The 23,100-nt window shown below is 64.8% G+C and carries 19 protein-coding genes and 4 tRNA genes; 19 read left to right on the forward strand and 4 right to left on the reverse strand.

Going from position 1 to position 23,100, the window contains the following annotated elements:
- Window positions 1-231 precede the first annotated feature (231 nt).
- Window positions 232-963, forward strand: a complete 732-nt coding sequence (gene ompR / locus DFR45_RS07715) for an osmolarity response regulator transcription factor OmpR (protein WP_114483241.1) — start codon at window positions 232-234, stop codon at window positions 961-963.
- An 80-nt stretch (window positions 964-1,043) separates the two neighbouring features.
- Window positions 1,044-2,495, forward strand: coding sequence for a sensor histidine kinase (locus tag DFR45_RS07720; protein ID WP_114483242.1), 1,452 nt, complete (start codon window positions 1,044-1,046; stop codon window positions 2,493-2,495).
- A 118-nt stretch (window positions 2,496-2,613) separates the two neighbouring features.
- Here the strand turns inward: DFR45_RS07720 and DFR45_RS07725 are convergent, their stop codons facing one another.
- Window positions 2,614-4,320: an electron transfer flavoprotein-ubiquinone oxidoreductase gene (locus DFR45_RS07725; RefSeq protein WP_114483124.1), complete on the reverse strand. Its 1,707-nt coding sequence runs from the start codon at window positions 4,318-4,320 to the stop codon at window positions 2,614-2,616.
- Between the two features lie 180 nt (window positions 4,321-4,500).
- Here DFR45_RS07725 and DFR45_RS07730 point away from each other — a divergent pair, with 180 nt between their 5' ends.
- The 16 genes from DFR45_RS07730 (at window position 4,501) to DFR45_RS07805 (ending at window position 16,977) form a co-directional block, all read left to right on the forward strand.
- Window positions 4,501-5,421: a DHH family phosphoesterase gene (locus DFR45_RS07730; protein ID WP_114483125.1), complete on the forward strand. Its 921-nt coding sequence runs from the start codon at window positions 4,501-4,503 to the stop codon at window positions 5,419-5,421.
- Window positions 5,422-5,756: 335 nt separating this feature from the next.
- Window positions 5,757-7,175 carry a DegQ family serine endoprotease gene (locus tag DFR45_RS07735; RefSeq protein ID WP_421782214.1) on the forward strand — a complete coding sequence of 473 codons (1,419 nt, stop codon included), beginning with the start codon at window positions 5,757-5,759 and terminating at the stop codon, window positions 7,173-7,175.
- 228 nt (window positions 7,176-7,403) lie between these two features.
- Complete coding sequence (lepA, locus tag DFR45_RS07740) at window positions 7,404-9,212, forward strand: translation elongation factor 4 (RefSeq protein ID WP_114483127.1); 1,809 nt, start codon at window positions 7,404-7,406, stop codon at window positions 9,210-9,212.
- Window positions 9,212-10,186 (forward strand): signal peptidase I, encoded by a 975-nt coding sequence (gene lepB, locus DFR45_RS07745; RefSeq protein ID WP_114483128.1) that lies wholly within the window; start codon window positions 9,212-9,214, stop codon window positions 10,184-10,186. The genes lepA and lepB overlap by 1 nt, the downstream gene beginning before the upstream one ends.
- 34 nt (window positions 10,187-10,220) lie before the next feature.
- A complete protein-coding gene (locus tag DFR45_RS07750; RefSeq protein ID WP_114483129.1) occupies window positions 10,221-10,589 on the forward strand; it encodes a DUF4845 domain-containing protein in 369 nt (122 codons plus the stop codon).
- A 2-nt stretch (window positions 10,590-10,591) separates the two neighbouring features.
- Window positions 10,592-11,275 carry a ribonuclease III gene (gene rnc / locus DFR45_RS07755; protein WP_114483243.1) on the forward strand — a complete coding sequence of 228 codons (684 nt, stop codon included), beginning with the start codon at window positions 10,592-10,594 and terminating at the stop codon, window positions 11,273-11,275.
- Window positions 11,272-12,414, forward strand: a complete 1,143-nt coding sequence (era, locus tag DFR45_RS07760) for a GTPase Era (RefSeq protein WP_241659370.1) — start codon at window positions 11,272-11,274, stop codon at window positions 12,412-12,414. The genes rnc and era overlap by 4 nt, the downstream gene beginning before the upstream one ends.
- A 36-nt stretch (window positions 12,415-12,450) precedes the next feature.
- On the forward strand, window positions 12,451-13,245 hold the full coding sequence (gene recO / locus DFR45_RS07765) for a DNA repair protein RecO (protein WP_421782174.1): 795 nt from the start codon (window positions 12,451-12,453) through the stop codon (window positions 13,243-13,245).
- Between the two features lie 55 nt (window positions 13,246-13,300).
- Window positions 13,301-14,083, forward strand: a complete 783-nt coding sequence (locus DFR45_RS07770; protein WP_114483132.1) for a pyridoxine 5'-phosphate synthase — start codon at window positions 13,301-13,303, stop codon at window positions 14,081-14,083.
- 51 nt (window positions 14,084-14,134) lie between these two features.
- Window positions 14,135-14,524, forward strand: coding sequence for a holo-ACP synthase (gene acpS / locus DFR45_RS07775; RefSeq protein ID WP_114483133.1), 390 nt, complete (start codon window positions 14,135-14,137; stop codon window positions 14,522-14,524).
- Between the two features lie 68 nt (window positions 14,525-14,592).
- Window positions 14,593-15,681 carry a beta-N-acetylhexosaminidase gene (nagZ, locus tag DFR45_RS07780; protein ID WP_114483134.1) on the forward strand — a complete coding sequence of 363 codons (1,089 nt, stop codon included), beginning with the start codon at window positions 14,593-14,595 and terminating at the stop codon, window positions 15,679-15,681.
- Window positions 15,682-15,783: 102 nt separating this feature from the next.
- A tRNA-Gly gene (locus tag DFR45_RS07785) sits at window positions 15,784-15,859 on the forward strand.
- A gap of 26 nt (window positions 15,860-15,885) precedes the next feature.
- Window positions 15,886-15,959 (forward strand) — tRNA-Cys (locus DFR45_RS07790).
- A gap of 149 nt (window positions 15,960-16,108) precedes the next feature.
- Window positions 16,109-16,184: transfer RNA gene (locus tag DFR45_RS07795), tRNA-Gly, on the forward strand.
- Between the two features lie 69 nt (window positions 16,185-16,253).
- A tRNA-Leu gene (locus DFR45_RS07800) sits at window positions 16,254-16,347 on the forward strand.
- Between the two features lie 12 nt (window positions 16,348-16,359).
- Window positions 16,360-16,977, forward strand: coding sequence for a DUF6806 family protein (locus tag DFR45_RS07805; protein ID WP_114483135.1), 618 nt, complete (start codon window positions 16,360-16,362; stop codon window positions 16,975-16,977).
- A gap of 136 nt (window positions 16,978-17,113) precedes the next feature.
- Here the strand turns inward: DFR45_RS07805 and murI are convergent, their stop codons facing one another.
- The 3 genes from murI to apbC form a co-directional block, all read right to left on the reverse strand.
- Window positions 17,114-17,971: a glutamate racemase gene (gene murI, locus DFR45_RS07810; protein WP_114483136.1), complete on the reverse strand. Its 858-nt coding sequence runs from the start codon at window positions 17,969-17,971 to the stop codon at window positions 17,114-17,116.
- A 49-nt stretch (window positions 17,972-18,020) separates the two neighbouring features.
- The gene (locus tag DFR45_RS07815; protein WP_114483137.1) at window positions 18,021-19,577 is read right to left on the reverse strand and encodes a fumarate hydratase; all 1,557 of its coding nucleotides are present in this window, start codon (window positions 19,575-19,577) and stop codon (window positions 18,021-18,023) included.
- Between the two features lie 98 nt (window positions 19,578-19,675).
- Complete coding sequence (gene apbC, locus DFR45_RS07820) at window positions 19,676-20,767, reverse strand: iron-sulfur cluster carrier protein ApbC (RefSeq protein ID WP_114483138.1); 1,092 nt, start codon at window positions 20,765-20,767, stop codon at window positions 19,676-19,678.
- 234 nt (window positions 20,768-21,001) lie between these two features.
- On the opposite strand from apbC, the gene metG reads away from it, so the two are divergent.
- On the forward strand, window positions 21,002-23,074 hold the full coding sequence (gene metG, locus DFR45_RS07825) for a methionine--tRNA ligase (protein ID WP_114483244.1): 2,073 nt from the start codon (window positions 21,002-21,004) through the stop codon (window positions 23,072-23,074).
- The last annotated feature ends 26 nt before the right edge of the window (window positions 23,075-23,100 follow it).

Consider the following 23,100-nt stretch of genomic DNA (forward strand, 5'->3'; position numbering starts at 1 on the left):
CACGCCGCCAAGGGGGGCTGGATTTGATCCTTGGCATGGCAGGAACTCCTGAGCCGTAAGGGATTGGCAGAGGATAGGCACCTGCGTGCAGACGGCACGTGAAGGCGCAGAAAACGCACGGTACGGCGCAGCAAGACTTGTAACAGTGCGTCAGGGCTGGCGCAAAAACGGGAGTTTCGCGCTGCAAGCTGGTCAGAATTGCCGTTGTTACAAATTCGACCTGGAGTCATGATGAATACCACGAGCAACCGCACCGACAAGATTCTGGTCGTGGACGACGACGCACGCATCCGCGATCTGCTGCGCCGCTACCTCACACAGGAGGGCTTTGAAGTCATGCTGGCCGAGGACGGCAAGGCGCTGAACCGCATTTTGCTGCGCGAAGCGGTCGATCTCATCGTGCTCGACCTCATGATGCCGGGCGAGGACGGCCTGTCGATCTGCCGCCGCCTGCGCGCCGCGAACGACCGCACGCCCATCATCATGCTCACGGCCAAGGGCGAGGACGTGGATCGCATCGTCGGGCTCGAGGTGGGGGCGGACGACTACCTCGGCAAGCCCTTCAATCCGCGCGAACTGCTCGCACGCATCCACGCCGTGCTGCGCCGCCGCCCCGTGCCCGAGGCACCCGGTGCGCCCTCGGGGGAGAACGAGGTCGTCACTTTCGGCCCCTTCACCTTTGACTTGGGCACGCGCGTGCTGCGCCGCAACGACGAAGAGCTGCCTCTGACCACGGGCGAATTCGCCATGCTCAAGGCGCTGGTGCGGCATCCGCGCCAGCCGCTGTCGCGCGAAAAGCTGGCGCTGCTGGCGCGCGGGCGCGAGTTCGAGCCTTTCGATCGCAGCCTGGACGTGCAGATTTCGCGCCTGCGCAAGCTGATCGAGGCCGACCCGGCGACGCCGCGCTACATCCAGACCGTGTGGGGCGTGGGCTACGTGTTCGTGCCGGATGGAACGAGCTGATGGCCATGCCGCAATCGGGTGGACATTCGGCCTTCCGGGAGTCGCAGGTCAACGTTGAGGAAGTGGCTGCGGAGCTCACGATGCCGGCGCCGCTGGAGTCGCCAGAGGCCAGCGCTGAGAACAAGCCGCGCAAGCCCCGCGCCAGTCTGAGGCTCAACCTTTTTTGGCGCACATTTTTCCTGCTTGCCCTGCTGCTCGCAGGCAGCATCCTCGCATGGCTGCAGATTTTGCGCGTGCTCGAATTCGAGCCGCGTTCGCTGCAGATGGCGCAGCAGGCAGCCTCGCTGGTCAACCTGAGCCGCGCGGCGCTGGTGCACGCCGACCCGATCGCGCGCGTGTCGCTGATCAAGACCATGGCCGAGCAGGAGGGCGTGCGCATCATGCCGCGCGAGCCCGGCGACCGCTATGAGCCGTTGGCGGGCTCGGCGCTCGCGCGGCGGCTGACGGAGGAACTCGCGCGCCGCCTGGGCCCCGACACCATCGTGGCGCAGAGCGTGAACGGCGAGCCAGGTCTGTGGGTGGGCTTTAGCATCAATGGCGATCCGAACTGGCTGCGCATGGACCAGGCGCGCTTCAGTCTTGCTGGCGGGCGCACCTGGCTGATCTGGCTCGCGATGGTGGGGCTGCTTTCGCTCGCGGGCGCCGCGGTGATCGCGCGGCTCATCAACCGCCCGCTCAAGCAGCTGTCGTACGCGACCAGCCGCGTACGCGAGGGCGATTTCGCGGCCAGCCATCTCGACGAGAACGTCTCGACGAGCGAAGTGCGCGAGGTCAACATCGGCTTCAACCGCATGGCCGAGCGCCTCGCAAAGCTCGAGCAGGACCGCGCCGTGATGCTTGCAGGCATTTCGCACGACCTGCGCACACCGCTCGCGCGCTTGCGGCTCGAAACCGAAATGAGCGTCACCGACGAGGTGGCGCGCGCACACATGGTGGCCGACATCGTGCAGCTCGATGCGACCATAGACAAGTTCCTCGACTATGCGCGCCCCGACCACGCCACGCTCACGCCGGTGAATCTGCACGGCGTCGTGTCTTCCTGTGTGTACGCCCTGCAAAACCACCATGCGGTGCAGATTCGCATGGCCGTGCCCGAAGACCTGAATGTGCTGGCCGACGAGGTCGAGCTCGCGCGCGTGATCTCCAACCTGCTCGAAAACGCGCGCCGCTACGGCAAGACGCCGGGCACCGAAATCACCCAGGTGGACATCGCCGCGAAGGCGCAGGACGACTGGGTGCTGCTCAGGCTGCGCGACCACGGCCCCGGTGTGCCGCCCGAGCAGCTGGCCAACCTCACCAAGCCTTTTTTCCGCGGCGATGCGGCACGCACGGCCGCGGCCGGGGCCGGGCTGGGCTTGTCCATCGTCGACAAAACCGTGCAGCGCATGGGCGGCCGCTTGACTTTGGCGAACGCGCGTTCGGGCGGGCTGGAAGCGCAAATCAGGCTGCGCCGTGTGCTCAGTCTGCCGCCCGGCGAAGATCCGCAACCGCGCCTGCAGCGTCCCGCGGTCATGCGCCACGGCGCCTCTTAGCCACGGAATGCGCCTTGGCATGCCTTGGCGGGCATTTTCGGAAATTGAAACGAAAAGGGCCCGCAATGCAGGCCCATCAAGCGCTAAATGCTACTGAAAAAGTAGTCTTGGCGCGCTGTCACATGCCTACGTAATTTGGCCCGCCGCCGCCTTCGGGCGTGACCCAGACGATGTTTTGTGTCGGGTCTTTGATGTCGCAAGTCTTGCAATGCACGCAATTTTGCGCGTTGATCTGCAGGCGTTGGGCATTGCCGCCCTTGGATTCGTCGGGGACGAACTCATACACGCCGGCAGGGCAGTAGCGGCTCTCGGGGCCGGCGTAGATGGCGAGGTTGATCTTCACGGGCACCTCGGGGTCCTTGAGCGTGAGGTGCGATGGCTGGTTTTCCGCGTGGTTGGTGTTGCTCAGGAACACGCTGGAGAGCCGGTCGAAGGTGAGCTTGCCGTCGGGCTTGGGATAGGCGATGGGTTGACACTCGGCCGCGGGTTTGAGGTAGGCGTGGTCGGGTTTTTCGCGGTGCAGCGTCCAAGGGATATGGCCGCGCAGCACGAATTGCTCGAAGCCATTCATCACCGTGCCCACCGTCAAGCCGTACTTGAACCAGTTTTTGAAGTTGCGGTCTTTGTTGAGTTCGGTGTGCAGCCAGCTCTCTTCGAACGCTTTGGGGTAGGCCGTGAGTTCGTCGTGCTGGCGCCCGGCCACGATGGCGTCATAAGCCGCTTCGGCCGCGAGCATGCCGCTCTTGATCGCGGCGTGACTGCCTTTGATGCGGCTGACGTTGAGGTAGCCCGCGTCGCAACCGATGAGCGCGCCGCCCGGGAAGATCGTCTTGGGCAAAGAGTTGATCCCGCTCGCATTGATGGCGCGGGCGCCATAGCTCAGGCGCTTGCCGGGCTGGATGCCCTTGGATGCATCGCCTTCGAGGTACCAGCGGATGTTGGGGTGTGTCTTCCAGCGCTGGAACTCCTCGAACGGGCTCAGGTAGGGGTTGGTGTAGTTCAATCCCGTGACGAAGCCCAGCGCCACCTTGTTGTCCTCCATGTGGTAGAGGAAGGCGCCGCCGTAGGTTTTGCTGTCCATGGGCCAGCCCGCGGTGTGCATGACGAAGCCCGGCTGATGGCGTGCAGGGTCGATCTCCCACAGCTCTTTGATGCCGATGCCGAAGCTCTGCGGGTCGCAGCCTGCGTCGAGCGCATAGCGCGCGATCAGCTGCTTGCCCAGGTGGCCGCGCGCGCCCTCGGCAAAGATGGTGTATTTGGCGTGCAATTCCATGCCGAGTTGGAAGTCGGGCGTGGGCTCGCCATCTTTTCCTATACCCATATTGCCCGTGGCCACGCCTTTGACCTTGCCATCCTCGGTGTAGAGGACTTCGGCTGCGGGGAAGCCGGGGAAAATTTCCACGCCCAGCGCTTCGGCCTGCTCGGCGAGCCAGCGCGTGACGTTGCCCAGGCTAATGATGTAGTTGCCGTGGTTGTGCGCAAACGGCGGCAAGAACATGTTGGGCACGCGAAACGAGGACTTTTCGCCCAGAAAGACGTAGGCGTCGTCGGTCACGGGCTGGTTCAGCGGTGCGCCTAGTTCCTTCCAGTTGGGGAACAGCTCGGTCAGAGCCCTCGGGTCCATGATCGCGCCCGAGAGGATGTGCGCGCCCGGAGCCGAACCTTTTTCGAGCACGACCACCGAGACGTCGGTGCCTTGTTCGGCGGCCAGCTGCTTGAGGCGGATCGCGGTGGCCAGGCCCCCCGGCCCGGCGCCCACGATGACCACGTCGTATTCCATGGCTTCGCGCGGGCCATATTTGGCGAGGATTTCTTCGTTCGTCATTGTTGCGGGTCGTTCAGAAGGGTTGCGGGAGCGGGCACGCGGCATCTGCGACCCGCCATGGAAAAGGCCACGATTGTATGCGGAGCCAAAAGCGCTGAACAAACGTTTGGTTAGTTCCTTGGCCCTTGTTCTTGCCCGCGTGTGCGGTGGAGACATCGGGCATGCCCCACAATCCCGGCCATGACACAACATTCTCTTTTGCCGCTGCCGGTGGCGCCGAGCGTGGACGACCCCCGGCCGCTGATTTTGTACCACGGACGCCGCTGCCCCGACGGTTTCGCTGCGGCCTTCGCGGCCTGGTTGTTGTATGGCGCGCGCGCCGAATATGTCGCGCTCGACCATGGCGACGTGCGCTCGCTCGATGATCTGCCGCCGCTCGATGGGCGTGCCGTTTACGTGCTCGATTTCGCGTTCGCGCCCGAATTGCTGCATGCGATCGAAGCACGTGCGGCGCGGCTCGTCCTGCTCGACCACCACAAGAGCGCCGCCGACCAGCTGCGCGGATATGCAGGCCGGCACGCCGTGCTGCACTTCGATATGCGCAAGTCCGGCGCGCGCCTGGCTTGGGAGTTTTTCCAGCCGCAGGTGCCGGTGCCGGCGCTGGTGCGCTACATCGAGGATCGTGACCTCTGGAAGTGGGAATTTCCTGAAAGTGCGGCCTTCCTCGCCGCCCTGGATTTGGAGCCGCAGGACTTTGCACGTTGGCAGGAGATTGCCGCGTTCACGCCCGAGCAGCTCGCGGCTTTCACCGCGCGCGGTGCAGCCATGGATGAAAAATTCCGCAAGCTTGCAGCCGACATCGCCGAGGGCGCGCAGCCGCTGGTGTTCAACGGCATCGCGGGGCTGATGGTGAACGCGCCCGGCATGTTCCACAGCCTGGTGGGCGACATGCTGTCGGCGCGCTCGCAGACCTTTGCGCTGCTGTGGAGCGCGGGCGACAAGGGCGTCAAAGCGGGTTTGCGCTCGCAGCGCAACTTCGACTGCATCCCGCTGGCCGAGAGCATGGGCGGCGGCGGCCACGCGCAAGCCTGCGGCTTTCGCATGGGCGTGGAGCGGCTGCCGGAGTTGCTCAGCGGGCGTTTCGACGCTGGGTTGAAATAGGCGCAGCCTCACCGACATAGGTTGGCGTGCGCTTTGCGGCTTGTTTGTCGCTCGATGCGACAAATAAAACCGATGGATTTTTGGTCTGGGCAAGGCACAAACCGCAGCGATACCGGGCGGTATCGCGAGGATTTGCAACGCGGCCCAGGCCGAAAAGACGCGGTTTTATGTCGCAGATAGCGTCGAACACTACACTAGAGCGGAACCTCTGCGCCGCATGCCGCTCTCAATGGTTTTTGCTCCGTCGATCGATTGACCTGGTCACAAGAAAAGAAAGAAGGTTCACGATGTTTCAAACGCTTTGGAAAAAGTTTTCCGCCCTGGCGCTGTTCGCCATGCTCGTAGGCGCGGGCGTCGGCTCGCTCGCGCCCGTGAACGCGGCGCAGGCGCAGCCGGGAGTCGTGGTGCGCACCTTGCCCGATTTCACCGACCTGGTCGAACAGGTGGGGCCGTCGGTGGTCAACATCCGCACGCTCGAGCGCGTTTCGGCGCCAAGTTTGGGCATGGATGGGATGGACGAGGACATGCTCGAATTCTTGCGGCGCTTCGGCTTTCCGGTGCCCAGTGTGCCGCGCCAGCAAAAGCCGCAGCGCCCGCAGCCACAGGAGGAGCAGCCCGTGGGCCTGGGCTCGGGCTTCATCCTGAGTTCGGACGGCTATGTGATGACGAACGCGCACGTGGTCGAAGGTGCGGACGAGGTCATCGTCACGCTCACCGACAAACGCGAGTTCAAGGCCAAGATCATCGGCAGCGACAAGCGCACCGACGTCGCCCTGGTCAAGATCAACGCCACGGGCCTGCCGGCCGTGAAGATCGGCGACGTGAACCGCCTCAAGGTCGGCGAGTGGGTGATCGCGATCGGCTCGCCCTTCGGGCTCGAAAACTCGGTCACCGCCGGCATCGTGAGCGCCAAGCAGCGCGACACGGGCGACTACGTGCCCTTCATCCAGACCGACGTGGCCATCAACCCCGGCAATTCGGGCGGGCCGCTGATCAACATGCGCGGCGAGGTCGTGGGTATCAACAGCCAGATTTATTCGCGCTCGGGCGGCTACATGGGCATTTCGTTCGCGATCCCGATCGACGAGGCCATGCGCGTGAGCGAGCAGCTGCGCACCACGGGGCGCGTGATCCGCGGACGCATCGGCGTGCAGATCGGGCCGGTGACCAAGGACATCGCCGAATCGATCGGCCTGGGCAAGCCCATGGGCGCGCTGGTCACGGGCGTGGAAGCGGGCTCGCCCGCGGACAAGGCCGGCGTGGAGCCGGGCGACATCATCACGCGCTTCGACGGCAAGCCGATCGAAAAACTCAGCGACCTGCCGCGCCTCGTGGGCAACACCAAGCCGGGCACGCGCAGCACGATCACGGTGTTCCGGCGTGGCAAGAGCAAGGATTTGTCGGTGCTCGTGGCCGAGGTCGAGCCCGACGAACCCGTGGCCCAGCCGAGCGAACGCGAGGGCAAGCCTTCATCTGCGGCGCAGCAGCTGGGCCTCGCGGTACGGCCGTTGACCGAGGCGCAGAAGAAGGAGCTCAAGCTGCGCGGCGGCGTGCTCGTGACGCAGGCCGTGGGCCCGGCGGCGCGCGCGGGTCTGCGCGAGGGCGACATTATTCTCGCGGTGGCGAACGTCGAAATTTTGAGCGTCAAAGACTTCGAGGCCGCCCTCGCGCGCGCCGACAAGGGCAAGCCGCTGAACGTGCTGTTCCGCCGCGGCGATTGGGTGCAATACACCTTGATCCGCCCGGCCAAGTGAGGCGGGAGCGGTAGGCAAACGTCCCTGGGCCGCACATCGCCGGGCTGGGAGCGCTGCTGGCCTAAAATGCGGCGCCTCTCATAAAAAGGGACAGTTCAGGGCGCGCCGCACCGGACGCGCCTTTTTTCTTGTATTGGACTTACGCAAACAAGGATGCCGCAGCGTGTTTTGCCCTGGGGCGAGCGCCTTGCCTGAGCCCGATTTGCGTAAGTCGTGTTGTATTTCTTGATGAACCACATTCGCAATTTTTCCATCATCGCGCACATAGACCACGGCAAATCGACATTGGCCGACCGGCTGATTGCGCGCTCCGGCGGCCTGTCCGAGCGCGAGATGAGCGAGCAGGTGCTCGATTCGATGGACATCGAAAAAGAGCGCGGCATCACCATCAAGGCGCAGACCGCGGCGCTGCAATACCGTGCGCGCGACGGGCAGACCTACCAGCTCAACCTGATCGACACGCCCGGCCACGTGGACTTTTCGTACGAGGTGAGCCGCTCGCTCTCGGCCTGCGAGGGCGCGCTGCTGGTCGTCGATGCCTCGCAGGGCGTGGAGGCGCAGACCGTGGCCAACTGCTACACCGCGCTCGATCTGGGCGTGGAAGTGCTGCCCGTGCTCAATAAGATGGATCTACCGCAGGCCGACCCCGAGCGCGCCAAGGCCGAGATCGAGGACGTGATCGGCATCGACGCCTCCGAGGCCATTCCGTGCTCGGCCAAGACCGGCATGGGCATAGACGAGATTCTCGAAGCCATCGTCGCCAAGGTGCCGCCGCCGCGCGGCAACCCGCAGGGCCCCTTGCGCGCGATGATCATCGACAGCTGGTTCGACAGCTACGTGGGCGTGGTGATGCTCGTGCGCGTGGTCGATGGCGAGCTCAAAAAAGGCGAGCGTATCAAGCTCATGGCCACGGGCGCGGTGTACGAGGCCAATGGCCTGGGCGTGTTCACGCCCGCGAACCAGCCGCGCGAGGCGCTCAAAGCGGGTGAGGTGGGCTACGTGATCGCGGGCATCAAGGAGCTCAAGGCCGCGCGCGTGGGCGACACCATCACGCTCGAGAAAAAGCTGCCCAACAACGCCGGCCCGGCCGAGACGCCGCTGCCGGGCTTCAAGGAGGTCAAGCCGCAGGTGTTCGCGGGCCTGTACCCGACCGAGGCGTCCGAATACGACGCGCTGCGCGATGCACTCGAAAAACTGCAGCTCAACGACGCCGCGCTGCAGTACGAGCCCGAGGTGTCGCAGGCGCTGGGTTTTGGCTTTCGCTGCGGCTTTCTGGGCCTGCTGCACATGGAGATCGTGCAGGAGCGCCTTGAGCGCGAGTTCGACCAGGACCTCATCACCACCGCGCCCAGCGTGGTCTATCAGGTGGTGCGGGGCGACGGCGAGGTTCTCATGGTCGAGAACCCCTCGAAAATGCCCGAGCAGGGCCAGATCCGCGAAATCCGCGAGCCCATCGTCACCGTGCACCTGTACATGCCGCAGGACTACGTGGGGCCCGTGATGACGCTCGCGAACCAAAAGCGCGGCGTGCAGATCAACATGGCCTACCACGGCCGCCAGGTGATGCTGACCTACGAGATGCCGCTGGGCGAGATCGTGCTCGACTTCTTCGACAAGCTCAAATCCGTGAGCCGCGGCTACGCGAGCATGGACTACGAGTTCAAGGAATACCGCCCCTCGGACGTGGTCAAGGTCGATATCCTGCTCAACGGCGAGCGCGTCGATGCGCTCTCCATCATCGTGCACCGCTCGCAGGCGCAGTTCCGTGGGCGCGCCGTGGTGGCCAAGATGCGCGAGATCATCAGCCGCCAGCAGTTCGACGTGGCCATTCAGGCGGCCATTGGCTCGAACATCATCGCGCGCGAAACCGTCAAGGCGCTGCGCAAGAACGTGCTGGCAAAATGCTACGGCGGTGACATCACGCGCAAGCGCAAGCTCCTCGAAAAACAAAAAGCAGGCAAGAAACGCATGAAACAGATCGGATCGGTAGAAGTGCCCCAAGAGGCTTTCCTGGCCATTTTGCAGGTGGAAGACTGATGCCGTTCATGCAAACGCTCACCGCCCTCGTGCTCGCGGCCTTTGCCGGCTACATGGGCGCCTGGTACTTTGGCGCCCTCGAGGGCGACTTCGAACTGCTGCTCTTTCTGGCCACGGTGGTCACGGCCGCGTACTGGCTGGCCGAGCGCTTTTACTTTCTGCCGCGCCGCCGCCGTGCCGCGCAGGCCGTCGCCGCTGCCGCCGCGCAACGCCGCACCGAGCTCGACCGTCTGGGCATCGAAAAGGTGGACCTCGACGTCGAAGAGGCCCAACAAAAACTGCTGCGCCAGCCGTGGTGGCTCGACTGGACGGCGGGGCTGTTTCCGGTCATTGCGGCGGTGTTTTTGCTGCGCTCGTTTCTGTTCGAGCCTTTCAAGATTCCCTCGGGCTCGATGATTCCGACGCTGCTCGTGGGCGATCTGATCCTGGTGAACAAATTTACCTACGGCGTGCGCCTGCCCGTGATCCATACGCGCCTCACGCAAGGCGCGCCACTGCAGCGCGGCGACGTGGTGGTGTTTCGCTACCCGCCCAAACCCAGCGTGGATTACATCAAGCGCGTGGTCGGCGTGCCGGGCGACGAGGTGGCATACCTGAACAAGCGCCTGACCATCAACGGCAAACCGGTCAAGACCGTACCGTTGCCCGATTTTTTCGACGCCGATGCGATGCGTTACTTTCCGCAGTTCGAGGAATACCTGGGCGCACGCCCGCACCGCATGCTCAACAACCCCGAGGTGCCGGCTTTCGTGCAGGGCGCAAGCCAGTTTGCCTACCGCGACAACTGCCGCTACAGCATCGAGGGCGTGGTCTGCAAGGTGCCTGCCGGGCATTACTTCATGATGGGTGACAACCGCGACAATTCGCTCGATTCGCGCTACTGGGGCTTCGTGCCCGAGGCGAACATCGTGGGCAAGGCCGTGCTGATCTGGATGAACTTCAGCAACCCCAAGCGTGTAGGCACCTTCGACTGACCGCGCTGCAACCATCGATAGGGAGGGACGGTATATGAAATTGCATAGCGCCAAGCATGCGCACCGCCAGCGTGGAATCACATTTTTTGGCCTGATTTTCCTGGTGCTGTTCATCGTCGCGGCGTTTGCCATCGGCAGCCAGTCGGTACCCATTTTTCTCGAGTACGTCGCTGCCAAGAAAGCGATCGAGAAGGCCAGGAATGAAACCACCGTGAAAGGGGTGCGCGATGCCTTCGATCGCGCCGCTGCGATCGACGACATCAACGCCATCAAGGGCTCGGACCTCGAGGTCACCAAAGTCGATGACAAGGTGCAGGTGTCGTTCAAGTATTCGCGCGAGATCCACCTCGTGGGGCCGGCGTATCTGGTGTACCGCTTCGAGGCGACGACGCGCGAAAAGTGACGGTGCACGCTCCCCTCTCCGACCTGCAGCAGCGCCTGCAGCATGTGTTTGCCGACCCGCGCCTGTTGCAACGCGCGGTCACGCACCGCAGTTTTTCGTCTGACCACAACGAGCGCCTCGAATTCCTCGGCGATTCGGTGCTCAATCTGGCCGTCTCCAGCCTGTTGTACGAGCGCCTCGCCAGCTTGCCCGAAGGTGACCTCTCGCGTGTGCGCGCGAACCTCGTGCGCCAGGAGACGCTGCACCAGATCGCGCTGCGCCTGCGCCTGCCCGAGGTGCTGCGCCTGGGCGAGGGCGAGCTCAAGTCCGGCGGGCTGCGGCGTCCTTCGATCCTGGCCGACGCGCTCGAGGCGCTGATTGGTGCGGTGTACCTCGATGCCGGCTATGAGCGTGCGCAAGCGCTGGTGCGACGGCTGTACGAGGGCGTGGAAATCACGCCGCAGATGCAGGCGGCCGCCAAGGACGCCAAGACCGCCTTGCAGGAGTGGCTACAGGGCCGCAAAATGGACTTGCCGCTCTACGAAGTGGTGGGCACGGCGGGCGCCGCGCACCGCCAGAGCTTTGAGGTCGAATGCCGCATTGCGGCGCTGGGGCTGCGCGCACGTGGCAGCGGTACTTCGCGCCGCGCCGCCGAGCAGGCTGCGGCCGCGGCCATGCTGCAGACGCTGAAAGCGAAAAAACCATGAAAGATGCTTCATCAAAGATAGCTGCTCACGCTGATGGTGCGGGCGCTAGAGGTCAAAAAGACCCTGAAACACCGGCGCAAACCCAGGCCGATCTCGACGCCATGCTCGCCGCCGCGCTGCACGGCCAGGCGCAGGATGTCGCCGAGCCCCCGCCCGCCACGCAGGAGCCGCCGCGCGCAGCGCCGGGAGCGGCGCTGCATCTGCAAAGCGCCGCGGGTGCCGTCCCAGGCCAGCAGCGCTGCGGCCTGATCGCCATCGTCGGCAAGCCCAACGTGGGCAAGTCCACGCTGCTCAACGCACTCGTGGGCCAAAAGGTCAGCATCACGAGCCGCAAGGCGCAGACCACGCGCCACCGCATCACGGGCATACGCACACTGGCGGACGGGCAGGGCGGCGGCACGCAGTTCGTGTTCGTCGATACGCCGGGCTTTCAGACGCGCCACGCCACGGCACTCAACAAGTCGCTCAACAAAACCGTACTCGGCGCGATCGGCGACGTGGACCTGATTTTGTTCGTGGTCGAGGCGGGCAACTTCACGCTCGCCGACGCCAAGGTGCTGTCGCTGCTGCAGCCCGGCATTCCCGTGCTGCTCGTGGCCAACAAGCTCGATTTGGTGCAGCGCCGCGCCGAGATCGCGCCCTGGCTGCGCAGCATGCAGGAGCGCCACCCGTTCGCTGAATTCGTGCCCATGTCGGCCAAGAACAAGGGCGAGATCGAGCGTCTGCTCGGCATCTGCGCGCGCTACCTGCCAGAGCAGCCCTGGTGGTACGGCGAAGACGAGCTCACCGACCGCAGCGAAAAGTTCCTCGCGGGCGAGATCGTGCGCGAAAAGCTGTTTCGCTTCACCGGCGACGAGCTGCCCTACACCTCCACGGTGCTCATCGACAAGTTCGACGAGGAGCAAAGCCGCCAGCACGCGCGCATGCTGCGCATCGCCGCGACCATCGTCGTCGAGCGCGAGAGCCACAAGGCCATGGTCATTGGCGAAAAGGGCGAACGCCTCAAGCGCATCGGCACCGAGGCGCGCCAGGAGCTCGAAAAACTCCTCGGCGGCAAGGTGTTCCTCGAACTCTGGGTCAAGGTGCGTTCGGGCTGGGCCGACGACGAGGCGCGCGTGCGCGCGTTCGGCTACGAGTGAGCGGCTTCGGGCATTGGCGGCCTTTGCGCGGTTTTGTTGTCATTTTCTTGCCTTGCAGCCGCCGTGGTCACGCGCATCAGCCATGAACCGGCCTTCGTGCTGCACAGTTATGCCTGGAGCGAATCGAGCCTGATCGTCGAAGCCTTTTGCCGCCACCAGGGCCGCGTGGCGCTGGTGGCCAAGGGCGCCAAAAAGCCCAGTTCCAACTTTCGCCCCGTGCTGCTGCCGCTGCAGCCGCTGCAGCTCAGCTACACCCCTGCAGCCAGCGCCGACGCCGACTTGCACACGCTCAAGGGCGCCGAATGGCAGGGCGGGCACGTGATGCCCACGGGCGACGCGCTGCTCGCGGGCCTGTACCTCAACGAGCTGCTGCTGCGCCTGCTCGCGCGCGCCGACCCGCACCCGGTGCTGTTCGACGCCTACGCAGGCACGGTGGCCGTGCTCGCCACGGCGCGGGGCGAGGCGCTCGAACCGGCGCTGCGCAGCTTCGAGCTGCTGCTGTTGCGTGAAATCGGCCTGCTGCCCAGCCTGGACGTGCAGACGCTCACGCTGCAGCCGTTGCGACGGGAAGAGCGCTACGCCCTGGTGCCCGAAGGCGGCCTGCGCGTGGCGAACGAAGGGGAGCGCGCGAGCCTCGCGGGTGCGCAGTGGCTGGTGCTGCAGCGCGCGCTCGACGAGTCCACGCCCCGCGCACGCTTTGCCGCCACCTTGCGCGCCTGCGCCGACCTGCCGGGCGAGCTCAAAATCCAGCTGCGCACGCTGCTGCAATACCATTGCGGCCAGCCGCCCCTGCGCACGCGCCAGCTGCTGCGCGATTTGCAGGCGCTGTGAGCGAGCATTCATGCCGTTCCCGTTGTTTCATTCGGCCGTTTTTCAGTCCACTTCCATGCCTTCATCCACGGCACCGCAGCGCACCGCCTTGTCGGTCAACGTCAACAAAGTCGCCTTGCTGCGCAACACGCGCCATCTGGGCATCCCGAGCGTCACGCGCGCGGCGCAGCTGTGCCTGCAGGCCGGGGCGCACGGCATCACCGTGCACCCGCGCCCCGACGGGCGCCACATCCGCGCGCACGACGTGTACGAGCTCGCGGCGCTGCTACGCGACTGGCCCGGGCGCGAGTTCAACATCGAGGGCAACCCCACGCAAAACCTGATGGACTTCATCCGCAGCGTGCGTCCACAGCAGGCTACCTTCGTGCCCGACAGCGAAGACCAGTTCACGAGCGACCACGGCTGGAGTCTGCCGCAGGACGCCGCGCGACTCGCGCCGCTCGTGGCCGAGTGCCGCGACCTGGGCGTGCGCGTGAGCCTGTTCATGGACCCGGTGCCGCAGGCCATGGCCGCGGCGCGTGCCGTGGGCGCCGACCGCGTCGAGCTCTACACCGAACCCTACGCCGCCGCCTGGCACGACCCCGCCGCGCGCGCGCAGCAGCTCGCGCGCTACCGCGCCGCCGCCGAGGCCGCGCACGCCGCCGGGCTGCAGGTGAACGCAGGCCACGACCTGAACCGCGACAACCTCGGCGACTTTCTGCGCACCGTGCCCGGCGTGGCCGAAGTCTCCATAGGGCATGCGCTGATCGCCGACGCGCTCGAACTTGGCTACAGCGCCACCGTGCAGGCCTATCTGCGCTGCATAGACGCGGCATTCGAGGGCGCAGAAAAATCCTGATTCGATAGCTGCTAAGGCAGTCTGCATCAGCGCTATAAGCCATTTTTATCCATGATCTACGGCATAGGCACCGACATCTGCGACATCCGCCGCATCCGCGCGAGCCTGGAGCGTCATGGCGAGCGTTTTGCATGCAAGGTGCTGGCCGAAGGTGAACTGGCGACCTGGCGCGAACGCAGCGAGCGCTGGCCCGAGCGCGGCGTGCGCTACCTGGCTACGCGCTTTTCCGCCAAGGAGGCCTTCAGCAAGGCCATCGGTCTGGGCATGCGCATGCCCATGACCTGGCGCCACTGCGAAGTCGCCAAGCTCCCCACGGGGCAGCCGGTGATCGTGCTGCACGGCGCGCTCAAAGAATGGTTCGAATCCCGCAGCCTGCGCGCACACCTGAGCGTGACCGACGAGAGCGACTATGCCGCGAGCTTTTGCGTCGTCGAAAAATAAGTGCCAAATCGCCTCTCGGTGCAGGTATATCAAGCGCAAGCAGCTATTTTTATCAGAGTAAACCCGCCATGCAGCACGCCCCCTTGATCCTCGACATCGCCGGCACCAGGCTCAGCGCCGCCGACCGCCGCCGCCTCGCACACCCGCTCACGGGCGGCGTGATCCTGTTCACGCGCAACTGGCAAAACCGCGCGCAGCTGCTTGAGCTCACGAGCGCCATCAAGTCCGTGCGCGACGACCTGCTGATCTGCGTCGATCACGAAGGCGGGCGCGTGCAGCGCTTTCGCAGTGACGGCTTCACGCAGCTGCCGGCGATGGCGGCGTTTGGCCGCATGTGGATGGACGACGGCCGCGGCGCCGCGGCCCGCCCCGGCAGTGGCGCGCTGCGCGCCACCAACGCCGCAACCGCGGCCGGCTATGTGCTCGGCGCCGAGCTGCGCGCCTGTGGCGTCGATTTCAGCTTCACGCCGGTACTCGACTTGGATTGGGGCCGCAGCAGCGTCATCGGTGACCGCGCCTTTCACAGCGACGCGCGCGTGGTCACCTTGCTTGCCAAAAGCCTGATGCACGGCCTGTTGCAAGCCGGCATGGCGAATTGCGGCAAACATTTCCCGGGCCACGGCTGGGCCTCGGCCGATTCACACACCGACGTGCCCGTCGATGAACGCAGCCTGCGCGCCATCCTCGCCGACGACGCCGCACCCTACGGCTGGCTCAGCAGCGCACTCAGCAGCGTCATGCCCGCGCACGTGATCTACCCCAAGGTCGATCGCCGCCCCGCGGGCTTTTCGGCGCGCTGGCTGCAAGACATCCTGCGCGAGCGGCTGCACTTTCAGAGTGCGGTGTTCAGCGACGACCTCAGCATGGAAGGCGCACGCCGGCTCGACGGCCAGATCGTCAGCTACACCGACGCCGCGGTGGCCGCGCTGCAGGCCGGCTGCGATCTGGTGCTGCTGTGCAACCAGAGCCTGGGCGACGGTCGCGCGCTCGATGCCTTGCTGGAGGGGCTGGAATCTGCGCTGGCTGCTGGCCGCTGGCAAGCCAGCAGCGCGAGCGAAGCCCGCCGCCTGGCCCTGCTGCCCCAGACCCCGCCGCTGCCCTGGGACGAATTGATGTTCCACGGCGCCTACCTCGCCGCCCTCGAACTGCTGCCCTGACCATCGAGCGCCGCTTGCCATCGTTCAAAATTTTCAGGTCGAAATAGGCTAGAATCGCATCCATCGAAACGCACGTTATATAATGGAGAGCTTCGGTAAAACGCGGGAATAGCTCAGTTGGTAGAGCGCAACCTTGCCAAGGTTGAGGTCGCGAGTTCGAGACTCGTTTCCCGCTCCAGGTTTCGTAGCGCAAAAGCAATTTTTGGCGCGGTAGCAAAGCGGTTATGCACCGGATTGCAAATCCGTGTAGGTCGGTTCGACTCCGGCCCGCGCCTCCACTTGCAGGAATGCCAAAGGCAGCTTCGAGCTTTCGGTGGTGTTCCGGTTTTTTGCGCAGGAAGGTGTTAAAAAGCGGAAAACGACTTTATAATTTTTCGCTTCGGTGATGCACATAGCAATGAAAAAAGTTGGTGCATCGAGGGTTTACGCGGGAATAGCTCAGTTGGTAGAGCGCAACCTTGCCAAGGTTGAGGTCGCGAGTTCGAGACTCGTTTCCCGCTCCATAATTGCAAGGGAAGCCTCGGCTTCCCTTTTTTCTTGGGTTGCGGCCATGGCCTATGGCGCGGCCCGGGGCCCCGATGGTGGAATTGGTAGACACAGCGGACTTAAAATCCGCCGCTTTCCTGCGTAAGGGGCGTGCCGGTTCGATCCCGGCTCGGGGCACCAAGGGTGAAAATCATGTCAAGTAACAACGCTCCCTTTGAAATCCATGTGCACGGACAGGTGCCGCTGCGTGCCGATGTGCGCTTTGATCAATTGCAGCAGGCGCTCAAGCCGCTGTGGAAATACGCCGGCGCGCGCTCCTTGGCCGATGGCGCCGCGAGCCTCTACGAAGAAGAGCCAGGCATCGAGTTCGACCCCAAAGAACACCGCTTGAACATGTGCTGGACGGTGGAGGGCGACGAGGATTTTCGCCAGGCGCTCGATGACTTGTGCATGGGCCTCAATGAACTCGCCGAGAGCGGCGCGGCGATCGAGGTGAGCTTTTACGATACCGACTACGACGAAGAAGACGAAGATGAAGGCGAAGAGCCGCGCGACGACTTTCTGATGCTCTTCGTCGGCCCCACGCCTGCGGCCATCATGCAGGTGCAGCGCGATTTGCTCGTACAAGACGTGGTCAACCTCATGGAGCGCCATTTCGATGCCTCCGAACTCGGGGGAGTGGTGAGCGAGATCGACAAACTCTTCACGCAGCGTTTCGACGCGCTCGTCAATTCGCTGGAGATCAGCAAGCCGCCGCGCGGCCCGGGCGGCGGACACGGTGGCGGGCGCCGTCCGCGCCATTTGCACTGACTTTTTGGGGCACGACTTACGCAAATCGGGGTGAGGCAAGGTGCTCGCCGAATGGCGAAACACCTCGCTCCATCCTTGTTTGCGTAAGTCCAGTTGGGTTTTCTGTGGGCTGCGAAGAAGCAGGCTTGGTTCGGGCTCAAGGATGCTCGACCCGCTCGCACTGTTGCGCGGGCAGTTGCAGCCAGCGCTGTGCTGCGGCTTGCAAGGGTGCCAGCGCACCGGTGGTCAGCAATTGCACGGTGCCGGCGGTATCTCCCGGCAAAGATTCCGGCGCCAGTGCCGCGCTTTGCTCCAGCAAGCGCCGGGTCTGCCGCGCCACGGGCGCGCCGGTGTCGATGATGTGCACCTGCGGGCCGACGAGCGCGCGCAAAGTGGGCAGCGCAAAGACGTAGTGCGTGCAGCCGAGCACGAGCGTGTCTATGTCTCCAGATTCAGTGCCAAATCGGCCCATAGCGCTGATGTAGCGTGCGCAGAGCGCTCTCACTTCAGGAGTCTCTGCGTCTGCGCTCAGGTGTTGCTCAGTGCTGCGCTCTATGGCGTGGGCCAAGCCGTCGCAGGCTTTTAGGATGAATTCGGCCTGCGCGGCGAGGGCGGCGTGCAACCTGCGGAATTTGTCGCTGCCCAGGGTGCCGCGCGTGCCGATCACGCCGATGCGCCGGGTCTGGCTCCGCTGCACGGCCGGCTTGAGTGCGGGCTCCACGCCCACGAGCGGCAAGTCGGGGTGGCTGCTGCGTACTTCGTGGATGGCGGCGGCGGTGGCCGTGTTGCAAGCCACGACCAGGGCCTTGATGTGGTGCTGCGCGCGCAGGTAGGCAGTGATCGCATGCGTGCGCTGGGCGACGAAGCGCGCGTCGCGCTCGCCGTAGGGCGCGTGGCCGCTGTCGGCGAGATAGACGAAGCGCTCGTGCGGCAGCTCGGCGCGCAGCGCGCGCAGCACGCTGAGGCCGCCGATGCCGCTGTCGAAGACGCCAATGGGGCGCGCGGCAAGAGGCATGGACAATGGCCGCATGGGGTTGGCGCGCCCGCAATCTGCGTTCGGGAAATCAGCCCTGCGCGACGCGAATGCCTTTGAACTCCCCTGCGGCGATGCGTTTTTGCCATTCGGCCGGGCCGGCGATGTGCGCGCTCGTGCCATTGGCATCGACGGCCACGGTCACGGGCATGTCGACCACCTCGAATTCATAAATCGCCTCCATGCCCAGGTCTTCGAACGCGACGACCTTGGCGCTTTTGATGGCTTTGGAGACGAGGTAGGCCGCCCCGCCCACGGCCATGAGGTAGGCGCTTTGGTGTTTTTTGATCGCTTCGATGGCGGCAGGGCCGCGCTCGGCTTTGCCTATCATCGCGATCAGGCCGGTGTTGGCGAGCATCATTTCGGTGTATTTGTCCATGCGCGTGGCCGTGGTGGGGCCTGCGGGGCCCACGACTTCGTCACGCACCGGATCGACGGGGCCGACGTAGTAGATCACCCGGTTGGTGAAATCGACCGGCAGTTTCTCGCCTCGGTTGAGCAAATCCTGGATGCGTTTGTGCGCGGCGTCGCGGCCCGTAAGCATCTTGCCCGTGAGCAGCAAGGTTTCGCCGGCCTTCCAGGTGGCGACTTCGGCCTTGGTCAGCGTGTCGAGGTTCACGCGCTTGCTCTTGTTGTAGTCGGGCGCCCAGTGCACGTCGGGCCAGAGGTCCAGGCTCGGCGGATCGAGATAGACCGGCCCCGAGCCGTCGAGCACGAGATGCGCATGGCGCGTGGCCGCGCAGTTGGGGATCATGGCCACGGGCTTGCTGGCCGCGTGCGTGGGGTACATCGCTATCTTGACGTCGAGCACGGTGGTCAGGCCGCCCAGGCCCTGCGCGCCTATGCCCAGGGCGTTGACCTTTTCGTAGAGCTCCAGGCGCAGCTCCTCGACGCGGTCGAGCTTGGCGCCCGAGGCGGCTTTGGTCTGCAGCGCGTACATGTCGATGTCGTCCATCAGGCTTTGCTTGGCCAGCAGTGCGGCCTTTTCCGCGGTGCCGCCTATGCCTATGCCGAGCATGCCGGGCGGGCACCAGCCTGCGCCCATGGTGGGTACGGTTTTGAGCACCCATTCGACGAGGTCATCGTTGGGGTTGAGCATGGCGAGCTTGGATTTGTTCTCGCTGCCGCCGCCCTTGGCTGCGACGATGACATCGACGGTGTTGCCCGGAACGATCTCGGTGACGATCACCGCAGGGGTGTTGTCCTTGGTGTTTTTGCGCTCGAACTGCGGGTCGGCGACGATGCTCGCGCGCAGTTTGTTGTCGGGGTGGTTGTAGGCGCGGCGCACGCCCTCGTTGATGGCGTCGTCCAGGCTGCCCGTGAAGCCTTCCCAGCGCACGTCCATGCCGATCTTGAGGAACACGTTGACGATGCCCGTGTCCTGGCAGATCGGGCGGTGGCCTACGGCGCACATGCGGCTGTTGGTGAGGATTTGCGCGATGGCGTCCTTGGCCGCGGGGCTTTGCTCGCGTTCGTAGGCGCGGGCCAAGTGCTGAATGTAGTCAGCAGGGTGGTAATAACTGATGTATTGCAGCGCGCCGGCGATGGATTCGATCAGGTCGTCCTGGCGGATCGTGGTCGTGGTCATGGTGGGTGGTGAAGATGGAGGACGGGATGGAGACGAGCGGGATTATCTCTCTGCGCCCATGCAGGAGGCGCCCGCCGACGGTGGCGGGCGCGCGGCCTTCAGCCGCCTTGCTGCACGTTGATGGGCGGGAACTTGGCCGAATAGTCCTTGCCCTGCAGCGCGATGCGCGCGGCCACGCTGCGCGCGATGTGTCGGTAGGTTTGCGCAGCCTCGGACGTGGGTTCGGCCACCACGGTGGGCCGGCCGCTGTCGGCCTGCTCGCGGATGCGCAAGTCCAGCGGCAGCGCGCCCAGGTAGGGCAGGCCGCATTCGGCGGCCATTTTCTTGCCGCCTTCGGCGCCGAAGATGTGCTCGGCGTGGCCGCACTGGCTGCACACGTGCACGGCCATGTTTTCGACGATGCCGAGGATGGGTACGCCGACTTTTTCGAACATGGTGATGCCCTTGCGCGCGTCCAGCAGTGCGATGTCCTGCGGCGTGGTGACGACCACGGCGCCCGTCACCGGGGTGCGCTGGCTCAGCGTGAGCTGGATGTCGCCGGTGCCGGGCGGCATGTCGACGATGAGGTAATCGAGCCCCTGCCAGTGCGTCTGGCGCAGCAGTTGTTCGAGCGCCTGCGTGGCCATGGGGCCGCGCCAGATCATGGCCTGCTCGGGTTCGACCAGAAAGCCGATCGACATGACTTGCACGCCGTAGTTTTGCAGCGGCTCCATGGTCTTGCCGTCCAGGCTTTGCGGCTTGCCGCTGAGGCCCAGCATCATGGGCTGGCTCGGGCCGTAGATGTCGGCGTCGAGCACGCCCACGCGCGCGCCTTCGGCCGCGAGCGCGAGCGCAAGATTCGCGGCGGTGGTGCTCTTGCCCACGCCGCCCTTGGCCGAGGCTACGGCGATGATGTTTTTGACTTCGGGCAGCAGCGGCACGCCGCGCTGCACGGCGTGCGCCTGCACTTTGGTCGTGATCTCTACGGCTACCTGCTGCACGCCGGGCACGGTCTGGGCGGCGGCCGCTAGGCTTTGCTGCAGCGCGGGAACGAGGCTTTGCGCGGGGTAGCCGAGTTCGAGCGTGAAGGACACCGCGCCCCCATCGACGCGCAGATCGCGCACGGCGCGCGTGCTGACGTAGTCCTGGTCGGTGTGGGGGTCGCGCACCTGCGCGAGGGCCTGCAAAATCGTTTCAGGGCGGACGGTCATGCGAAAAATCCGAAAAGTGCAAAGGAGGAAGGAAAGGCGCGATTGTCCGCGCTCCGTGCCAAGGGCGTGCAAACACCTGCGGCGCATGGTGTTGCTCGGGGCGCGTGCGCTGCGGCGAGGTGCTGTGCGTCGCTGCTGCTGCGGGCCCTAAAATCCCGGGTTTCCTTGCCACGGCGCAAAGAGCCACTGCGCGCCAGCTTTGCTGCAACGCCAGCCACGAAAGCCATTTTCCGCATGTCAGCCCGCAAACTGTTCGTCACCACGGCCTTGCCGTATGCCAATGGCAACTTCCACATCGGCCACATCATGGAATACATCCAGGCCGACATCTGGGTGCGCATGCACCGTATGTACGGGCACGAGGTGTATTTCGTCTGCGCCGATGACGCGCACGGCGCGCCCATCATGATCGCGGCCGAAAAGGCCGGCAAGACGCCGCAGCAGTTCGTGGCCGAGATCGCTGCGGGACGCAAACAGTACCTCGACGGCTTTCACATTTCGTTCGACAACTGGCACAGCACCGAAAGCCCCGAAAACTACGAGCTGGCACGTGCGATCTACCGCGACCTCAAGGCCAACGGCCTGATCGTCACCAAAACGATAGAGCAGTTCTTCGATCCGCAAAAAGGCATGTTCCTGCCCGACCGCTTCATCAAGGGCGAGTGCCCCAAGTGCGGCGCGCAGGACCAGTACGGCGACAGCTGCGAGGCTTGCGGCGCGGTCTATGCGCCGACCGATCTCAAAAACCCTTATTCGGCGCTCTCGGGCGCGACGCCGGTGCTCAAAACTTCGGAGCATTACTTCTTCAAGCTCTCGGACCCGCGCTGCAGCGCTTTTCTCGAAGCCTGGACGAGCGAGCCCGGGCGCCTGCAGCCCGAGGTGCTCAACAAGATCCGCGAATGGTTCGTGCCCGACGAGGCGGGCAAGAGCCGCCTTGCCGACTGGGACATCAGCCGCGATGCGCCGTACTTCGGCATCGAAATTCCCGACGCGCCGGGCAAATACTTTTACGTCTGGCTCGACGCGCCTATAGGCTACCTGGCCTCGCTGAAAAATTACTTCGGCAAGATCGGCAAGGACTACGACGCCTTCATGGCCGACCCCGAGGTCGAGCAGTACCACTTCATCGGCAAGGACATCATCTACTTTCACACGCTGTTCTGGCCAGCGACGCTGCATTTTTCAGGGCGCAAGACGCCGACCAAGGTGTTCGTGCACGGCTTTTTGACCGTGAACAACGGCGAAAAGATGAGCAAGAGCCGCGGCACCGGGCTCGATCCGCTCAAATACCTGCAGCTGGGCATGAACCCCGAATGGCTGCGCTACTACCTCGCGGCCAAGCTCAGCTGCCGCAACGAGGACATCGATTTCAACGCCGACGACTTCATGGCGCGCGTCAACGCTGATTTGGTGGGCAAGTACGTGAACATCGCCGCGCGCGCGGCGGGCTTCATCACCAAGCGCTTTGACGGCGTGCTCGGGGAAGTGTCGGCCGACGGCGATGCGCTGCTGGACCACCTGCGTACCAGCGTGCCCGCGATCACCGAACTGCTCGCCGAGCGCGACTACGGCAAGGCGCTGCGCGAAACCATGCTGCTCGCTGACCGCGTGAACGAGTACGTGGACCAGAACAAGCCCTGGGAGCTCGCCAAGCAGCCCGCGCTGCAGGAGCGCCTGCACGACGTGTGCACCACCTGCATCGAGGCGTTCCGCCTGCTGACCATCGTGCTCAAGCCCGTGCTGCCCGCGCTCGCGGCGCGGGTCGAAGCGTTTTTGCGCATCGCGCCGCTGACCTTCGCGAGCGCCGAGCAGGCGCTGGGCGCGGGGCACCGGATCGGCGCTTACGAACACCTCATGCACCGCGTGGAACGCACCCAGCTCGAAGCCCTTTTTGCGCCGCCAGCGCAGGAGCAGCAAGCGCCTTCAGCTACCACAGACGTAGCGCCCGGCGGCGAGCCTATCGCGCCCACCATCACCATCGACGACTTCGCCAAGATCGACCTGCGCATCGCCAAAATCGTCGAATGCGCACCCGTCGAGGGCTCGACCAAACTGCTGCGCCTCACGCTCGACGTGGGCGAGGGGCGGCTGCGCAACGTGTTCTCGGGCATCGCTAGCGCCTACCAGCCGGCCGATCTGGTCGGCAAGCTCACCGTGGTGGTGGCGAACCTCGCGCCGCGCAAGATGAAGTTCGGCGTTAGCGAGGGTATGGTGCTTGCCGCGAGCCACGCCGACGAAAAGGCGCACCCGGGCATTTTTGTGCTCAGCCCCTGGCCCGGCGCCGAGCCGGGGATGCGCGTGCGTTGAGCCTGTTTTCCATCATCGTTTTCTTG

Origin of the sequence: Extensimonas vulgaris, from assembly GCF_003337425.1 — a bacterium.
GTDB classification, from domain to species: Bacteria; Pseudomonadota; Gammaproteobacteria; order Burkholderiales; family Burkholderiaceae_C; genus Extensimonas; species Extensimonas vulgaris.